General features: G+C 54.4%; 16 protein-coding genes and 3 tRNA genes. 9 read left to right on the top strand and 10 right to left on the bottom strand.

Annotated elements, in window-relative coordinates; genetic code table 11:
• The first annotated feature begins 1 nt into the window (after position 1).
• Genes livM through ACF8PE_RS12220 form a run of 3 tightly spaced genes read left to right on the top strand, consistent with a single transcriptional unit; the run spans position 2 to position 2,888 of the window.
• Positions 2-1,303, top strand: coding sequence for a high-affinity branched-chain amino acid ABC transporter permease LivM (gene livM / locus ACF8PE_RS12230; RefSeq protein WP_072250872.1), 1,302 nt, complete (start codon positions 2-4; stop codon positions 1,301-1,303).
• Positions 1,300-2,175: an ABC transporter ATP-binding protein gene (locus tag ACF8PE_RS12225; protein ID WP_117385393.1), complete on the top strand. Its 876-nt coding sequence runs from the start codon at positions 1,300-1,302 to the stop codon at positions 2,173-2,175. Before livM ends, ACF8PE_RS12225 begins: the two co-directional genes overlap by 4 nt.
• Positions 2,172-2,888, top strand: a complete 717-nt coding sequence (locus ACF8PE_RS12220) for an ABC transporter ATP-binding protein (RefSeq protein WP_117385392.1) — start codon at positions 2,172-2,174, stop codon at positions 2,886-2,888. Before ACF8PE_RS12225 ends, ACF8PE_RS12220 begins: the two co-directional genes overlap by 4 nt.
• 38 nt (positions 2,889-2,926) lie before the next feature.
• On the opposite strand, the gene ACF8PE_RS12215 is transcribed toward ACF8PE_RS12220, so the two are convergent.
• The 4 genes from ACF8PE_RS12215 to ACF8PE_RS12200 all read right to left on the bottom strand — a co-directional run bounded on the left by ACF8PE_RS12215 (position 2,927) and on the right by ACF8PE_RS12200 (position 6,541).
• Positions 2,927-4,501: a phosphoethanolamine transferase gene (locus ACF8PE_RS12215; protein ID WP_392494927.1), complete on the bottom strand. Its 1,575-nt coding sequence runs from the start codon at positions 4,499-4,501 to the stop codon at positions 2,927-2,929.
• Positions 4,502-4,786: 285 nt separating this feature from the next.
• On the bottom strand, positions 4,787-5,068 hold the full coding sequence (locus tag ACF8PE_RS12210) for a heavy-metal-associated domain-containing protein (RefSeq protein ID WP_059307619.1): 282 nt from the start codon (positions 5,066-5,068) through the stop codon (positions 4,787-4,789).
• Entirely contained in the window at positions 5,065-5,421 is a 357-nt protein-coding gene (locus ACF8PE_RS12205) for a mercuric transporter MerT family protein (RefSeq protein ID WP_032612050.1), read from the bottom strand. The genes ACF8PE_RS12210 and ACF8PE_RS12205 overlap by 4 nt, the downstream gene beginning before the upstream one ends.
• Complete coding sequence (locus ACF8PE_RS12200; RefSeq protein ID WP_077227828.1) at positions 5,399-6,541, bottom strand: transglutaminase-like domain-containing protein; 1,143 nt, start codon at positions 6,539-6,541, stop codon at positions 5,399-5,401. The genes ACF8PE_RS12205 and ACF8PE_RS12200 overlap by 23 nt, the downstream gene beginning before the upstream one ends.
• A 591-nt stretch (positions 6,542-7,132) precedes the next feature.
• On the opposite strand from ACF8PE_RS12200, the gene ACF8PE_RS12195 reads away from it, so the two are divergent.
• The 5 genes from ACF8PE_RS12195 (at position 7,133) to ACF8PE_RS12175 (ending at position 11,995) form a co-directional block, all read left to right on the top strand.
• Complete coding sequence (locus ACF8PE_RS12195) at positions 7,133-8,116, top strand: autoinducer 2 ABC transporter substrate-binding protein (RefSeq protein WP_059307617.1); 984 nt, start codon at positions 7,133-7,135, stop codon at positions 8,114-8,116.
• Between the two features lie 73 nt (positions 8,117-8,189).
• Positions 8,190-9,671, top strand: a complete 1,482-nt coding sequence (locus ACF8PE_RS12190) for a sugar ABC transporter ATP-binding protein (RefSeq protein ID WP_392494926.1) — start codon at positions 8,190-8,192, stop codon at positions 9,669-9,671.
• Positions 9,664-10,644 (top strand): ABC transporter permease, encoded by a 981-nt coding sequence (locus tag ACF8PE_RS12185; protein WP_032612060.1) that lies wholly within the window; start codon positions 9,664-9,666, stop codon positions 10,642-10,644. Before ACF8PE_RS12190 ends, ACF8PE_RS12185 begins: the two co-directional genes overlap by 8 nt.
• Positions 10,641-11,606: an ABC transporter permease gene (locus tag ACF8PE_RS12180; RefSeq protein WP_392494925.1), complete on the top strand. Its 966-nt coding sequence runs from the start codon at positions 10,641-10,643 to the stop codon at positions 11,604-11,606. The genes ACF8PE_RS12185 and ACF8PE_RS12180 overlap by 4 nt, the downstream gene beginning before the upstream one ends.
• 20 nt (positions 11,607-11,626) lie before the next feature.
• Positions 11,627-11,995: a cupin domain-containing protein gene (locus ACF8PE_RS12175; protein ID WP_392494924.1), complete on the top strand. Its 369-nt coding sequence runs from the start codon at positions 11,627-11,629 to the stop codon at positions 11,993-11,995.
• 104 nt (positions 11,996-12,099) lie between these two features.
• Here ACF8PE_RS12175 and ACF8PE_RS12170 read toward each other — a convergent pair.
• The 6 genes from ACF8PE_RS12170 to uvrY all read right to left on the bottom strand — a co-directional run bounded on the left by ACF8PE_RS12170 (position 12,100) and on the right by uvrY (position 15,642).
• Positions 12,100-12,186 (bottom strand) — tRNA-Leu (locus tag ACF8PE_RS12170).
• Positions 12,187-12,198: 12 nt separating this feature from the next.
• Positions 12,199-12,272: transfer RNA gene (locus ACF8PE_RS12165), tRNA-Cys, on the bottom strand.
• A 51-nt stretch (positions 12,273-12,323) separates the two neighbouring features.
• Positions 12,324-12,399: transfer RNA gene (locus tag ACF8PE_RS12160), tRNA-Gly, on the bottom strand.
• A 152-nt stretch (positions 12,400-12,551) separates the two neighbouring features.
• Positions 12,552-13,100, bottom strand: a complete 549-nt coding sequence (gene pgsA, locus ACF8PE_RS12155) for a CDP-diacylglycerol--glycerol-3-phosphate 3-phosphatidyltransferase (RefSeq protein WP_032612063.1) — start codon at positions 13,098-13,100, stop codon at positions 12,552-12,554.
• 56 nt (positions 13,101-13,156) lie between these two features.
• The gene (gene uvrC / locus ACF8PE_RS12150) at positions 13,157-14,989 is read right to left on the bottom strand and encodes an excinuclease ABC subunit UvrC (RefSeq protein ID WP_032612064.1); all 1,833 of its coding nucleotides are present in this window, start codon (positions 14,987-14,989) and stop codon (positions 13,157-13,159) included.
• Entirely contained in the window at positions 14,986-15,642 is a 657-nt protein-coding gene (gene uvrY / locus ACF8PE_RS12145) for a UvrY/SirA/GacA family response regulator transcription factor (RefSeq protein ID WP_032612065.1), read from the bottom strand. Before uvrY ends, uvrC begins: the two co-directional genes overlap by 4 nt.
• Positions 15,643-16,111: 469 nt before the next feature.
• Here uvrY and ACF8PE_RS12140 point away from each other — a divergent pair, with 469 nt between their 5' ends.
• Complete coding sequence (locus tag ACF8PE_RS12140) at positions 16,112-16,336, top strand: DUF2594 family protein (protein ID WP_032612066.1); 225 nt, start codon at positions 16,112-16,114, stop codon at positions 16,334-16,336.
• Positions 16,337-16,392 lie beyond the last annotated feature (56 nt).

The following is a 16,392-nucleotide window of genomic DNA, read 5'->3' as shown; positions in this document are numbered from 1 at the left end:
GATGACTGCACAAATCGTTTCGCACACCGTTTCCCAGGACGGTTTTTCGCTTAAACGCTGCCTTCTCGACGCCATTTTTGCAGGCATGGTGGCGTTGATCATTTTTGGTCCGGTGGCAGGCGTGGTCCTGGATGGCTACAGCTTTAACTTCGAAGGGCGTCGGCTGGCTTGGATCATCGCCACGGTGATGACCGGGCGTTTTTTACTGAGCGCCTTTTTATCTACCGCCCCGGGCCGCCGTGTGATGGCCCGTTTCGACAACGATAACGCCGGGGTTTACGTCCGTCCGCCGGAATACAAAAGTCGGATGCGCTGGATCCTTCCGCTGATTATCACCCTGGCAATCTGTTTTCCGTTCGTCGCCACCAAGTACGTGCTGACGGTGGCGATCCTCGGCCTGATCTACGTCCTGCTCGGCCTCGGGCTGAACATTGTGGTCGGGCTTGCGGGGCTGCTGGACCTCGGCTATGTCGCCTTTTACGCCATCGGTGCCTACGGCCTGGCGCTGGGGTATCAATATCTGGGGCTAGGCTTCTGGACCATGCTGCCGCTGGCGGCGCTGATGGCCGCCGCGGCCGGGGCGGTGCTTGGCTTCCCGGTGCTGCGCATGCACGGTGACTATCTGGCGATTGTGACCCTCGGCTTCGGGGAGATCATTCGCCTGGTGCTGAACAACTGGCTGACCTTTACCGGCGGGCCGAACGGTATCTCCGCCCCGCCGCCGACGTTTTTCGGGCTGGAGTTTGGGCGGCGAGCCAAAGAGGGCGGCGTGCCGTTCCATGAGTTCTTCAACCTGACCTTTAACCCGAATCTGAAGTTTATCTTCATCTATGTCGTTCTGCTGCTGGTGGTACTGCTGGTGCTGTACATCAAGCATCGTCTGACGCGGATGCCAATTGGCCGCGCCTGGGAGGCGCTGCGCGAGGACGAAATCGCCTGTCGCTCCATGGGCCTCAACCATGTGCTGGTCAAGCTGTCGGCCTTTACCCTCGGGGCCTCGACCGCGGGGATTGCCGGGGTGTTCTTCGCCACCTATCAGGGGTTTGTTAACCCCACCTCCTTTACCTTCTTTGAGTCGGCTCTGATCCTCGCCATTGTGGTGTTAGGCGGGATGGGGTCTACCCTCGGGGTAGTGCTGGCGGCCTTTGTACTCACTGTCACCCCCGAACTGCTGCGCACCTTCGCAGAGTATCGGGTACTGCTGTTTGGCGTCTTAATGGTGGTGATGATGATCTGGCGACCGCGCGGGCTGATCCGCATCAACCGCAGCGGCTTTGCGGTACGCAAAGGAGTGGCGCCATGAACGGGACCATCTTAAGCGTCGAGCATCTGATGATGCATTTTGGCGGTATCAAGGCGTTAAACGACGTTAATCTCGAGGTGCAGCGCGGCTCTATCACCGCCCTTATCGGGCCGAACGGCGCGGGGAAAACCACGGTCTTCAACTGCCTGACCGGATTTTATAAAGCCTCCGGCGGCAATATTCTGTTCAACACCCGGAGTAAAACCACCAATGTCATCCAGATCCTCGGGCAGAAATTCCAGCCGGGGGACTGGATCAACCCGGCGCAGTTTGGCCAGCGGTTGTTCTACAAGATGTTTGGTGGCACCCATCTGGTCAACCGCGCCGGGCTGGCCCGCACTTTCCAGAACATCCGCCTGTTTCGTGAGATGTCGGTGGTGGAGAATTTACTCGTGGCACAGCACATGCGGGTGAACCGCAACCTGCTGGCGGGCGTGCTCAACACCCCGGCCTACCGGCGGGCAGAAAGCGATGCACTCGACCGGGCCTTTTACTGGCTGGAGGTGGTGGATCTGGTGGATTGCGCCAACCGCCTGGCGGGTGAGATGTCTTACGGCCAGCAGCGTCGGCTCGAAATTGCCCGGGCCATGTGTACCGGGCCGGAGATGATCTGCCTTGACGAACCGGCCGCCGGGCTTAACCCGGTAGAAACCCACACGCTGAGTAACATCATCCGTTTCCTGCGCGACCATCACGACATTACCGTTCTGCTGATCGAACACGATATGGGGATGGTGATGGAGATATCGGATCACATCATCGTGCTCGACCACGGGGATGTGATTGCCCAGGGCAAACCGGCGGAGATCCAGCACGATGAAAAAGTCATTGCCGCCTATCTGGGCACCGATGAGAGCGAGGTCAGTGTATGAGTGAGGCAATGCTGGAGTTTCGTCAGGTGGATGTCTATTACGGTGTGATCCAGGCGCTGAAGCAGGTGTCGTTGCAGGTGAACCCCGGTGAAACCGTGGCGCTGATCGGCGCTAACGGGGCGGGGAAATCGACCCTGCTGATGTCGATTTTCGGCCAGCCGCGGGTGCGCAATGGCCAAATCCTGTTTTGCGGCGAAGACATTAGCCATAAATCGACCCACTATGTCGCGTCGGGCGGCATTGCCCAGGCCCCGGAAGGACGGCGTATCTTTCCTGATATGACCGTGGAAGAGAACCTGCTGATGGGCACGATCCCCATCGGCAACCAGTATGCCGCAGAGGATCTGCAGAGCATGTTTGACCTCTTTCCCCGCCTGAAAGAGCGGCGCAAACAGCGGGCGATGACCATGTCCGGCGGCGAGCAACAGATGTTGGCCATCGCCCGTGCCTTGATGAGTCGGCCCAAACTGTTGCTGCTGGATGAGCCGAGCCTGGGGTTAGCGCCCATCGTGGTGAAGCAGATCTTCCAGACCCTGCGCGAGCTGGCGCGCAACGGGATGACGATTTTCCTCGTGGAGCAGAACGCGCACCATGCGCTGAAGCTTTCCGATCGCGGGTATGTGATGGTCAATGGCCAGATCCGCCTGAGCGGCAGCGGCGAGGAGCTGCTTGGCAATCAGGATGTCAGAAAAGCCTATCTGGGGGGCGTGTAGCCGGGCGCTTCCCGCCAGTCAGGAGACCCTGACTGGCGTTACGGGTGGAGATCGTCAGGAAGCTGGGCGTAATTCACCTTTTCGAGCTTAAAGTTCATCACCCAGGGGGCAGCCGCCGCCTGTTCCGAGACAAAGGGGTATGTTGGATTAAGCTCTTTGGTCTTGATCCCGGTCCAGACGGAGAAGAAATCGAGGAAATCATTGGCAGACCGCCGGGCTTTGATCAGGCGATGCGCTTTGTCGTCGCTCGATATGATCATAAAGGGCACCTGATAGTTTTGCTGGAAGGCATCGCCATGGGCCATATATTGCCCCCCGGTCAGACGGGCTTTATAGGTCAGGCCATGGTCAGAAAAATAGACCATCGAAAAGCTGTCGCCGGTGTTCCTGAGCTGCTGATAGAGCTGTTTTAACAGGCTATCGGTCTGGGTCATGCTGTAGATGTAGCAGGAGGTCTCTTTCGATTGCACAAACTCGACGTATTTCCCCTGGGTGCGCTCACAGGCCTGCGGGTGTGACCCCATCAGATGCAGGACGATCAGCCGCGGTTCGGTACGCGGGGCCGACAAGACCTGCTCCGTCATCTGCAGCAGGGCTTCATCCCGCGGGTTATTTTCATCTTCGTAATACCCTTTACGCAAAAACTGGACGTCATCGGCGCGCTTCGCAACGCTGGCGATGGCGGTATCGTTTTCACCAATTTGCCCCTGATTGGAGAACCACCAGGTGTGGAACCCGGCGCGCTTCGCCAGGGTAACGAAGTTATTCTGATATTCCGGGCGATCCCCGCTCACCCGGCTAAGGGAGAGGCCCAGCGAGGTTTGGGTGGACGCGCTGGAGGAGACAAAATCTGTAAACAGCGTGCCGTTAACGGCGCTGGCGAAAGGCGTATTGTTCCACTGCCCGCCAAAGGCCCCTAAGGCGTCCCGCCGCGCGCTTTCACCGATCACCACCACGTAGTTGTGATAGCGGGGCTTCACCCCCAGCACGGTCCAGCTGTCCTTCATTTTAGCCAACTCCAGCATGTGGGCCTTCTCCTGGACCACCTCCTGGTTATTGATCACCACGTCCTTCACGAAGCGGAACACCGGATAGCCCACGTCCAGCAGCGTGAAGCTGTTCCAGTGAACCAGGTTTTTCACCGGAGTCATAAAGAAACAGGCCACGCTGAAGGCCAGACAGAGTATGTCGAGACGGCGCCAGGGCTGTTTTGGCCCAATTTTGCGTCTCAGCGCCACCCCGCCTAACGCCAGAATGACCAGAGAAACCAGATAGCTGTGCCACGGGAATATCGTCAGGATCTCGACAGATTCCTTGAAGTTGGTGGAGTGTAGCGCCAGCAGGGTATTGAAATTCGGTGCGCCATAGGCCTGCTGAAAGGGGAAGTAGATGGCCGCCAGCAGGCTGCAGAGAAAAATAAACCCTTTTTGCACCCGGGGGGCAAAGCGCCAGAGGACATACAATACGCAGCTGAATGCCACCGAATAGAGCAGGTTAAATGAATATCCAAACGAGTAATTAATCAGCACCGACTGAAGGAAATAAAATGCCACCCATGGATTAAGGGTAATATCGCGGATCCAGAGGGTATATTTACTCGCGGTTATATTCATATTTATCATAATCCACAATAAGCCGCAGCAAAATGCGGACACCAGGGATCAACAAACCGCCGGGAAAGGCGATACAGGGATAAAAAGAGAACGTTACAGGGTGGAACTTATCAAAAGATAGGGCGCGCAGGCGGGAAAATCAACGTTTTGTCATGTAATATTGATTAAACTGAAGCAATATCATAATAATTTATTAATAATTTTGTGGTAGCGCGTCTTTCCCACACGGTGAGAGAGACGCGACGCCAGAAATAATAATTAAGCCATCATGCTTTATTATTATTTTTACGGTTTTTCGATACGGTTCACTGTTGCCGAATAGCCCGTTTTAGCCACCGCCTGTAATAACGTCTCGGTCGGGAAACCTTCCGGGACAATAACGTCGGTTTGTCGTGTCTTTAACGACGCTTTCGCTTTCACCACCCCTTCCGTTTCACGCAGAGCCTGGTTAACCGAAATCACGCACAGCGAGCAGGTCATGCCCTGTACATCCAGCACCACTTTTTCATTCGCGGCCTGCGCGCATAGCGGCAGTAACAGGCTCGCGGTTATCAGCAGTCGTTTCATTCCATCACCTCAAAATACCAGGCCACCACCGTGGGGTAGAACAGCACCAGCAACAGTACCGGCAGTGAGAGCCAGAACAGCAAACGCATGTGCCCCAGCGTCATCCGCCCGGTACACCACGGGCGCGTTGAAAAATAGAGCCGCCAGAACACCCGCAGCATCAGCCCTGACGAGAGCAGGATCATCGGCACCCGCAGGAATTCAAGCTGGCTCAGCCCGGCAAAACCGGCAGCCGAGATACCAAACAGCAGATAGAGCAGCGGCCCGACGCAGCACAGCCCGGCGGTGACGGCCGCTGCGGCCGCCGTCAGCAGGGTCAGCCCCGCCCCTTTAGCGTTGTTCTGTTGAGACATAGTGGTAAGTGAACACCTTTGGATCGTAAAAATTGAGCGGGTCGCCGTCCACTTCGGCATACGGGTAGCCAAAATTATTCACCGCCCCCTGCTCCGTCGCCGGGTACAGCTCAAAATCGCGCCCGTAGTTGAAGCCCACCCAGTTCATCTCCCAGTTGCCAAACAGGTAGGTATTCACCGCCTGTACATCGGGATCCTGATGGGCTTTTTTCTCTGCCAGACGCATTTTGGTGACGTCGGCCGGATCGCACGGCAGCCAGCCGTAGCCCGCCAGATAGAACTCTGCCCGGCAGTGTTGCCCGCCGCTGACGTCAGACACACCTGCGTTGTCGGCCTTGCCGAAGGCGCTGGCGGAGTAACGCTCCAGTTTGTTGGCGCGGCCCAGACGAATACCGAACAGTTCCCGTGCCGGGATGCCGCTGGCTCGCGCCAGGGCGACAAACACCGAGCTGATATCGGTGCATTTGCCGCTGAGCTTGCCGCTTTGCAGAATGGTCGCCACATCGCCGGTGCCACAGCCGATCACGTCGTTATCGCGCTCCATATGGCTGCTCACCCACTCGTAGATCAGGCGCGCTTTCTTCAGCGGATCGGTTTCACCCGCAGTGATTTTTTGCGCCGTTTCGCGCACCAGGCCATCAACCGGGGTGTGCGTTGTCGGCAGCAGGTACGGTTTGACGGCCAGAGGATAGACAATCTGCTCCGGTGCCTGCCAGTTTTTCAGGTCATCATGTTTCAGCGGCTCCCAGTCTGCCGTTTCGATCTCCAGATCGAGCTGCAGCAGCAGATCGCCGTCGGATTTCGGCCAGGTCGCGAACAGCGTTTTTGCCCCGTAGGCGTTGTTGGTGGTGATGTACGCCTGCTGGTAGTTACCGCTGAACGACAGGCCCGTCATCTGCTGAAAAGCCGTATCTTCCGGTAACGGGATCCAGAGCTTGACCACGCCGCTGGAGCCTTGCGGCGGCGCCAGTTTATAGGTTTGCGACAGGACAAAACGACGGCGCATCACCGGTGCGGCGAACGGAGCGCTGTTTTGTACCGTCTGGCTGGCGACGGCCGGGCCGACGATACCTGCGGCAGAAAGAAGAACACTGGTTTTAAGAAATTGGCGACGCTGCATGGCTATCTGTCCCTTGAAAATGAGTTGGGCGACGGCAAGCGCCGACACCACAGAAGAGTGTCACAGCAGACAGGGACTGACGCGGATAGATGGCGTTTATTCATCAATAACAGACCTGTTAACTGTGAATGAAAGAGTTAGCGCCGTTATTAGGCGGCATTCTGGCAGGGTTGTACAGGCATGAGGGCAAAAAATCCAGAATAACCGCAACATTTGCAGGGCTGGGCTGTCAGGGTTGGCTAAAGCGTGTGCGGCCTGCCCTCACCTCAGCCCTCTCTCTCGAGGGAGTGGGGTCGTGGGTGCCGTTTATTTTATTAACCGCCGTATAATTGTGATAACAATCTCAAAATAGAGTATTGGCATAATAGTCCATGCCAAGAGCCGGTAGTTCCATAACATTATAAATATGAAAACCCTACTGTTTATTCATTAAGGAAAGAATATAAAAAATATATATTCCCCTTGCGCGCTCAGGGTTTTCTGGCATGAGGGAATGATTATTCTCACCTAATATTAAAAATGTATACCGCTATCTCAAAACAACACATCCACCCTTCCCTTTAATTTTTTGTCACCCTACAGAGGTATGAGATGAATAAAACAGGCTTAACAAAATTATTCTCCGCGAGTTTGCTCGGGCTGATGATTTTCTCCACCGCTGCGATGGCGAAAGAAATTGAAGTGGTCAATATTTCAAAGATCGATGGCATGCCCTGGTTTAATCGCATGGGTGAAGGCGTGACTAAAGCGGGCAGCGATCTCGGCATTAAGGCCTCTCAGGTTGGGCCATCCAGTACCGATGCGCCGCAGCAGGTTAAAATCATTGAAGACTTAATTGCGAAAAAAGTTTCCGCGATCGGTATTGTCCCCAATGACGCCGATGTTCTCGAGCCGGTATTTAAAAAGGCGCGTGAGGCGGGCATCGTGGTATTAACCAATGAATCCCCGGGACAACCCAGCGCCAACTGGGATGTGGAAATCATCGATAACCAGAAATTTGCCGCCGACAACGTCGAAGAGATGGCGAAAGCCATGGGCGGTAAAGGCGGGTATGTCATTTATGTCGGCAGCCTGACCGTGCCGCAGCATAACCTGTGGGCTGATTTATTCGTGAAATACCAGAAAGAGCACTATCCGGAGATGCACGAAGTGACCAACCGGATGCCGGTAGCCGAGAATATCGACGACGCCCGCCGCACCACCATTGACCTGATGAAAGCCCATCCAGACATGAAAGGGATTGTCTCATTTGGTTCTCAGGGGCCTATCGGCGCGGGCCGCGCGGTCAAAGAGAAACGGGCGAAAGGCAAAGTGTTTGTCTACGGCATGATGATCCCATCCCAGGCTGCCTCGCTGATTAAAAGCGGCGATATCGCCATGGGCATCACCTACGATCCGGCCTCGGCGGGTTATGCCATCACGGCCATTGCCGACAAGGTTCTGAAAGGGGAAGAGATCGCTCAGGGTCTGGAGATCCCGAGCCTCGGTAAAGCTGACGTAGATACCGAAAAACGGATCATCAAATTCCACAAAGTTTTGCGCGTGACGAAAGAGAATATCGATAGCCTGTATTAATCCGTTCAATCTGCATGCCCCTGTTGCGTACATCACGCCAGGGGCATGTTGTCTCAGCCCCTGAGAGGTAGTCATGGAGCCGTTTATTTCACTGGGTAAGATCAGCAAAACGTTTTACGGTGTGAAAGCCCTGGATAACATCAGCCTGACGCTGTTTCCCGGGGAAGTTCACTGTCTGGCCGGGCAGAACGGCTGCGGTAAATCGACGCTGATTAAAATCATCTCCGGTGTCTATAAACCCGATCCCGGATTTGAGATCACCATTGCGGGGAAGCCCTACTCCCACCTTTCGCCCATCGACTCCGTTAAAGCCGGGGTTCAGGTTATTTATCAGGATCTCTCCTTATTCCCCAATTTAACCGTCGCGGAAAATATCGGTATCCACCAGCACCACCACAATCTGCTGGTCAACAAGCGGGAGATTCGCCGCATCGCAGAGCTGACGGTGAAAAGTATTGAGGCCAGACTGGATCTGGATGCAACCGTTGAATCCCTGCCCATCGCCCAGCGTCAGATTGTCGCCATCTGCCGGGCACTGGCGCAGGAAGCAAAGCTCATCATTATGGATGAGCCCACCGCCTCGCTGACCATGCAGGAGGTCAAGGGGCTACTGCGGGTTATCGGCGATCTGAAAAAAAGAAATATCTGCGTCGTTTTTGTCAGTCACCGGCTGGATGAAGTGCTGGAGATCTCCGACCGTATCAGCGTGCTCAAAAACGGTAACCTGATCGGCACTTACCCCGCCAGCGAGATCACCAATAAAAAACTCGCGTTCCTGATGACCGGCAAAGAGTACTCTTATGCTGTCCTGCCGCCGATTGAGAAAATTGGCGAGGTGGCACTCAGGGTAAAAAACCTGACTAAAAAGCAGCAATATAAGGACATCTCTTTTCAAATCCATCAGGGGGAGATCCTGGCCATTACCGGACTGCTGGGTGCCGGACGCACGGAGCTCTGCCTGAGCCTGTTCGGGCTGACCAAACCTGATTCCGGCGAGATATTACTCGAGGGCAAGGCGGTTCAGTTTGCCAGTAACCGGGACGCTATAAAAGCCGGGATAGGCTATGTCTCTGAAGATCGGATGAGCACTGGGCTGGTGATGGATCAGTCGATTAACGACAATATCATCTCTACCGTGCTGCGGCGGCTGAAAACGCCCTTTCGGCTGCTGGACACGGCAAAATCGGACCGCGTCGTTACGGAGCTGGTCGAGCAGCTCAGCATTAAGATTGGCAGCGTGAATCTGCCCGTCAATACCCTGTCCGGCGGCAATGCCCAGCGCGTGGCAATTGCCAAATGGCTGGCCATCAATCCTAAAGTGCTGATCCTCGACTCTCCTACCGTCGGCGTCGATATCGCCAATAAGGCGGGGATCTACCAGATCATCTCTGCCCTGTCACGCAAGGGGATCGCAGTGCTGATGATCACCGATGAGATCGACGAGGCGTTCTTTAACAGCCATCGAATTTTAGTGATGCGCAAGGGCGAGATCGTCGCGGAGATCCTCCCGGAAAAGACCACAGAAGCCGCGCTGGCGGAGGTGGTCAATGGTTAATAAAATCGGGCTGAAAACCCATGAGCTGTTCCTCGGGCTGACCATTATTGTGATTGGCGGCTATCTGTCGTTTGCCAGCGCCGATTTTATGACCCTCGGCAATATCTACGACCTGATCAACAACTACGCCATGTTAACTATCCTGGCCTGCGGCCTGTTTATCGTGCTGATCTCCGGGGGGATCGATATCTCGTTCCCGGCCATGACCATCATCTCCCAGTACGTTATGGTCACCCTGATTCAGGGCACCAGCGGCAATTTTGCCCTGGCGTTTGCGCTCTCCGGGGGGCTGGGTTTATTGCTCGGGTTGGTCAATGCCACGCTGGTTAACCGGCTAAAAGTCCCCTCTATCATCATTACCATTTCAACTCTGAATATTTTTTACGGGCTGCTGCTCTACCTGACCAAAGGGGTCTGGCTCTATAGCTATCCAGAGTGGTTTGAACAGGGGGTGATGCTGTTTAGCTTCACGGCCGCGGATGGTTATGACTATGGTTTGAGCCTGCCGATCATCACCCTGCTGGTGGTCGTTACGTTAACCGGTTTTATCATGAATAAAACCAGCATTGGCCGCATGATTTACGCCATGGGCGGTAACCGCGAAGCGGCCTCTCGCATGGGATTCGGCATTTTTAAAATGCAGCTGTTTGTCTATGGCTATATGGGTCTGATGTCCGGTGTGGCCGGCGTGGTTCAGTCTGCAACCGTATTAACCGTCGCCCCCGATTCCCTGCTGGGTTATGAGCTAACGGTGCTTGCAGCGGTCGTATTAGGCGGAACCAGTATTGTCGGCGGGCGCGGCACCTTACTGGGCACCCTGCTGGGGGTCATCTTACTGGCCATGATACAAAATGGTCTCAATCTGTTAGGGATCTCCTCTTACTGGCATACGGTCGTTACCGGTGTGGTGATCGTCACCAGCATCAGTATGACGGCATGGAGTCAACGCAAAGGTCAGGGAGCATTAGCATGAACGCCAGAAAAACCCAGGATCGTGTTGAGATTTACCTGAGTTTGTTAATCGCCGTCGTCGTGATCGCGTTTAGCTTTCTCATCCCCTCTGTTTTCTGGTCTTCAGCCAACTTCCAGTCCATTGCCTCGCAGATGCCCATCCTCGGCGTGCTGGCGCTCGCCATGGCGGTCACCATTCTCACCGGCGGGATCAACCTGTCGATCATCGCCACCATGAACGCCTGCGGGCTGGTGATGGCCTGGGTTGCCACGCACTATCCCCCAGGCATCAGCACCATGCTGCTGGTGCTGGCCGCCGGGTTAGCCATGGCCATCGTGATAGGGTCGGTCATTGGATTTTTGATTGCCGTGGTGCGGGTCTCCCCCATTTTAGCCACGCTCGGGATCATGACCCTGCTGAAAGGGATTAATATTCTGATCTCCAAAGGCTCGTCGATCTCCAACTTCCCGGACACCATTCTGGTGATTAACAGCACCAATATCCTCGGCGTCCCCCTGCCGTTACTGGTGTTTCTGGCGGTGGTAGCGGTGCTGTGGGTGATCCTCGAAAAATCGGCCTTCGGGCGCACCATTTACCTGATTGGCTCTAACGCACAGGCGACCCACTACTCCGGCATCAACACCCGTAAGACCCTTATGTGGGTCTATATTCTCTCATCGGTATTGTGCGTGATTGCCGCGCTGCTGATGATGTCCAAGCTGAACTCCGCCAAAGCCTCTTACGGGGAATCTTATCTGCTGGTGTCGATTCTGGCAGCGGTGCTGGGCGGGGTAAACCCGGACGGCGGCTTTGGCAAAGTCTTTGGCATGGTGATGGCGCTGATACTTTTGCAGATGCTGGAGAGTGGTCTGAATATTCTCGGGGTGAGCAGTTATATCACCATGGCGTTGTGGGGCGGTCTGTTGCTGGCGTTTATTTTCCTTAAAGGGGCTAATCTCTCCCACCTGTTCAACAGATCCTGATGGTCAGCGGAGGCAGTCAGATGGCGTTAAACCTTTTTTCCAACCTTCCCCTGGCGGGTGTACGCCTGGATGCTGAAATCGTTGATCAGTTACTCAGTGCGCCGGGGATTAAAATTGAGCGTATTCTCTCCACCGGCCAGGCCAGCCCGCCGGGGTTCTGGTACTGCCAGGCGGAAAACGAATGGGTGGTAGTGCTGCGTGGCTCGGCGGGGGTGAAATTCGAAGCGGAAGATGAAGTCCGGGTACTGCATGCGGGAGATGCGTTGAATATTCCCGCGCAATGTCGGCATCGTGTGGAGTGGACGGATCCTGAAGAGCCAACGGTGTGGCTGGCGGTGTTTTATGGTGACGTAAATAAAGAGAGGAATGACGGGAAGGACAGACCTTAGCGCAAAACCAGGCAGTAACCCGTCATGAATTTCAGGCACAAAAAAACCACCTTTCGGTGGTTTCACGACACTGCTTATTGCTTTGATTATTCTTTGCTTTCCCATGGTAGCCGGAGTGGGACTTGAACCCACACAGCGCGAACGCCGAGGGATTTTAAATCCCTTGTGTCTACCGATTCCACCATCCGGCCTCGGGAAGAAAGTGGAGGCGCGTTCCGGAGTCGAACCGGACTAGACGGATTTGCAATCCGCTACATAACCGCTTTGCTAACGCGCCTTAAATCTTTTGTCTTTCGACTGACACCCGCTAGTGCGACTGTCTTAAATTTGGAGCGGGAAACGAGACTCGAACTCGCGACCCCGACCTTGGCAAGGTCGTGCTCTACCAACTGAGCTATTCCCGCAATCATCAAGTCATTGTGCTAATCACTTGATTTTGCTATCGACTAACGAACCGTGCCGTCGTTCGATGCGTTGCATTCTACTTACCTGACGCTTTGAGTCAACGTTATTTTTCTTAACTCAGGATCGTTTGCTGAAAATTACGGCGAAACGATCACTGATCAAGCAAATCGCCGCGAGCCGCGTTCAAATATTGCAACATTGACCAGAGCGTCAGCACTGCAGCAACCATAAACAGGCCAATACCGGCCCACTCTACCCACTCGTTCGGACGCCACAGCATCCACACCAGCGCGGCCATCTGCGCGGTGGTTTTTACCTTGCCAATCCAGGAGACCGCCACGCTGCTGCGTTTACCCAGTTCGGCCATCCACTCACGCAGGGCGGAGATAATAATTTCACGGGCGATCATGGTGGCGGCAGGCAGTGTCACCCACCAGCTGTGGTAGTGCTCTACCACCAGCACCATGGCGATGGCGACCATTACCTTGTCTGCTACCGGATCGAGGAAAGCGCCAAAACGGGTGCTCTGGTTCCAGCGACGCGCCAGATAACCGTCAAACCAGTCGGTCACGGCCGCAACAAAAAAGATCAGTGCACACGCGAAAGGTGCCCAGACGAAGGGCAAGTAAAACGCCAACACAAAGAAAGGGATAAGGACGACGCGGAAAAGCGTTAACAACGTAGGGATGTTTAATCGCATAGTGACGGTAACTGTTTGTTGTCAGTAATTATTAGCCCTATGTTGCTACAGAGCCTTCAATGTTTCAACGAGTAGTAGATCTTTTCTGCCAGCCCTTGCGAAATACCTGGCACTTTTGCAATTTCCTCCACGCTGGCGTTGAGGAGTCCTTGCAAACCGCCCATGTATTTCAGCAGCATCTGGCGACGTTTTGGCCCGACCCCTTCGATCGTTTCCAGCGAACTGGTATTTTTAACTTTTGCCCGTTTTTTACGATGGCCGCTGATAGCGTGATCGTGCGACTCGTCGCGGATATGCTGGATCACATGCAGCGCGGGTGAATCCGGCGGCAGGCTAAAGCCCTCTCCTTCTGGCTCAAGGAATAGCGTCTCCAGCCCGGCTTTACGATCGGTGCCTTTCGCCACACCCAACAACAGAGGATGGTGCTTATCCCAGGGAACGTCCAGTTCGGCAAATACCGCTTTTGCCTGGCCGAGCTGCCCTTTGCCGCCGTCAATGACAATAACGTCAGGGATTTTACTCTCTTCGATAGCTTTACCGTAGCGACGGCGTAACACCTGGTTCATGGCGGCGTAATCATCGCCGGGAGTGATGTCGGTGATGTTGTAGCGGCGATATTCCGCACGCAGCGGCCCGTTGGCATCAAAGACCACGCAGGAGGCAACGGTCTGTTCCCCCATTGTGTGGCTGATGTCGAAACACTCCATCCGCTTCACTTCAGGCAGTTGCAGCGTCGTTGCCAGCGCGGCAAGGCGCTGATGAATGGTCGACTGCTGCGACAGTTTAGTACTCAGCGCCGTCGCCGCGTTGGTGCGCGCCAGCTTCAGGTAACGGGCACGATCGCCGCGCGGTTTGGTCTGAACGTTCACCCGGCGCCCTGCCAGCTCCGACAGCGAATCGGCCAGCAACGTTTTATCGCTCAGATTAAAATCGAGCAATATTTCCGACGGCAGGGTTCGCATCTGGCTACCCTGCAGATAGAACTGGCCGACAAATGTCTCCACCACTTCCCCCAACTCGGTGCCGCCCGGCACTTTTGGGAAGTAACTGCGGCTGCCCAGCACCTTGCCCTGGCGGATAAACAGCACATGCACGCAGGCCATACCCGCATCAAACGACACGCCAATTACGTCCAGGTCATCGCCATTATTGGAAACAAACTGTTTTTCCGTAACCCGACGTACAGCCTGGATCTGATCGCGGATCCGCGCCGCCTCTTCGAAGTTCAGCGCCTGGCTGGCCTTCTCCATGCGGGCAATCAGCTGGGTCAGGACCTGATCGTCTTTACCTGCGAGGAACAGGCGCACATATTCCACCTGCTGCGCATACTCCTCTTCGCTGACCAGCCCTTCTACGCAGGGGCCAAGACAGCGACCAATTTGGTACTGCAGACAAGGACGGGAGCGGTTGCGATAGACGCTATTTTCGCACTGGCGAATCGGGAAGATCTTTTGCAGCAGGGCCAGCGTTTCCCGCACGGCATAGCCGTTAGGGAACGGACCGAAATACTCGCCTTTTGCATGCTTAGCGCCACGGTGCGTCGCCAGACGCGGGTGAGCATCGCTGCTGAGAAAAATGAACGGATAGGATTTGTCATCGCGCAGCAGCACGTTGTAACGCGGCTGATACAGCTTGATGTAGTTATGCTCCAGCAACAGCGCTTCGGTCTCTGTGTGGGTCACAGTAACATCGATCTGCTGGATCTGGGCGACCAGCGCCTCTGTTTTGCGGGAAGCAAGATTGCTGCGGAAATAGCTCGAAAGTCGCTTTTTGAGATCTTTCGCTTTTCCGACATAGATAACCGTCCCGCCAGCGTCATACATCCGGTAGACGCCAGGCTGGCTGGTAACGGTTTTCAGGAAAGCACTGGATTCAAACACATCACTCACTGACTAATTAGGGTCTCGGCATTGCACAGACCATGACGGATGGCCAGGTGAGTGAGTTCAACGTCGCCATGGATGTTCAGTTTACTGAACATACGGTAGCGGTAGCTGTTCACCGTTTTAGGGCTGAGATTAAGCTGCTCAGAGATCTCATTCACCTTCTGGCCTTTGGTAATCATCAGCATAATCTGCAATTCGCGCTCAGACAAACTCGCAAACGGTGATTCGGTCTTTTCTGGCTCAATCTGGCTGAGTGCCATCTGCTGCGCAATATCGGAAGCGATATAGCGCTGCCCGGCATACACGGAGCGGATCGCATTGACCATCTCCTGGGGAGCTGCGCCTTTGCTTAAATAACCGGCAGCACCCGCCTGCATGACTTTTGCAGGAAGGGGATTTTCCGTGTGTACGGTCAGCATGATCACTTTGGTATCAACCCAGGTACGCGCAATTTTACGCGTTGCTTCCAGGCCACCAATACCAGGCATGTTCATGTCCATCAGAACAACATCAGCGGTATTCGACCGGCACCATTTTACGGCGTCTTCACCGCAGCAGGCCTCACCAGCAACTTTAATACCTTTAATATCTTCGAGAATGCGTCGTATCCCTGCGCGCACCAGTTCGTGGTCATCAACAAGAAGGACGTTGATCAAAGGAAATTCTCCAGAATAGGGATAACGGCAACAGACAGTTATTTCGGTATATATTAACGGTTTTTATCCGAAACTGAAAACGCTAAAAAAGGCATACCGTCGATATTGTTCCTTTTTTGGAAATTAACTTGTACATCAACTGGAAACAGACTCCTTGCGGAATGCTCCATGGCCGGTTTCCTTGGCCGAATGTTTTCAAAAACATACAAATCTTAAGCGCTGCATTAATGCTATTAAAATACACCTTATAATTTTGTAACAATAATTAACCTCTTTTCTACTCTGGTTAAACAATTAACCCGTACTAAAGCCTTAGAAAACTCAGCGTTAATGCCCTGTTCATTTGAATAAACAAAACGGGAAAGTACAAAAAACAAGCACTGCGTTTTTCCTGACGGCTTGTGATATACTCCGCCGCCATAACTTTGGCCTATGCGCAAAAGCGCTGTTTTTATCATGAGGAAAATAAATGAGCACACCTGATTTTGCCACTGCGGAGAATAATCAAGAACTGGCACAGGAAGTCTCCTGTTTGAAATCCCTGCTGACCCTGATGCTACAGGCGATGGGCCAGGCAGATGCCGGTCGTGTGATCCTTAAGATGGAACGCCAGATTGCGCAGATGGAAGACCAGGCTCAGGCCGACGTGTTTTCCAGCACCGTTAAGCAGATCAAACAAGCTTACCGTCAATAAAACAAAAACGGCTGAACGCAGTGCCTTCAGCCGTTTCATCGCCTGCAACGCAGAAC

It is taken from the genome of Leclercia sp. GLN_9 (genome assembly GCF_043105735.1).
Lineage (GTDB): Bacteria > Pseudomonadota > Gammaproteobacteria > Enterobacterales > Enterobacteriaceae > Enterobacter > Enterobacter adecarboxylatus.
The sequence above is the reverse complement of the archived record's forward strand: the minus strand, read 5'-3'. Positions and strand labels throughout refer to the sequence as shown.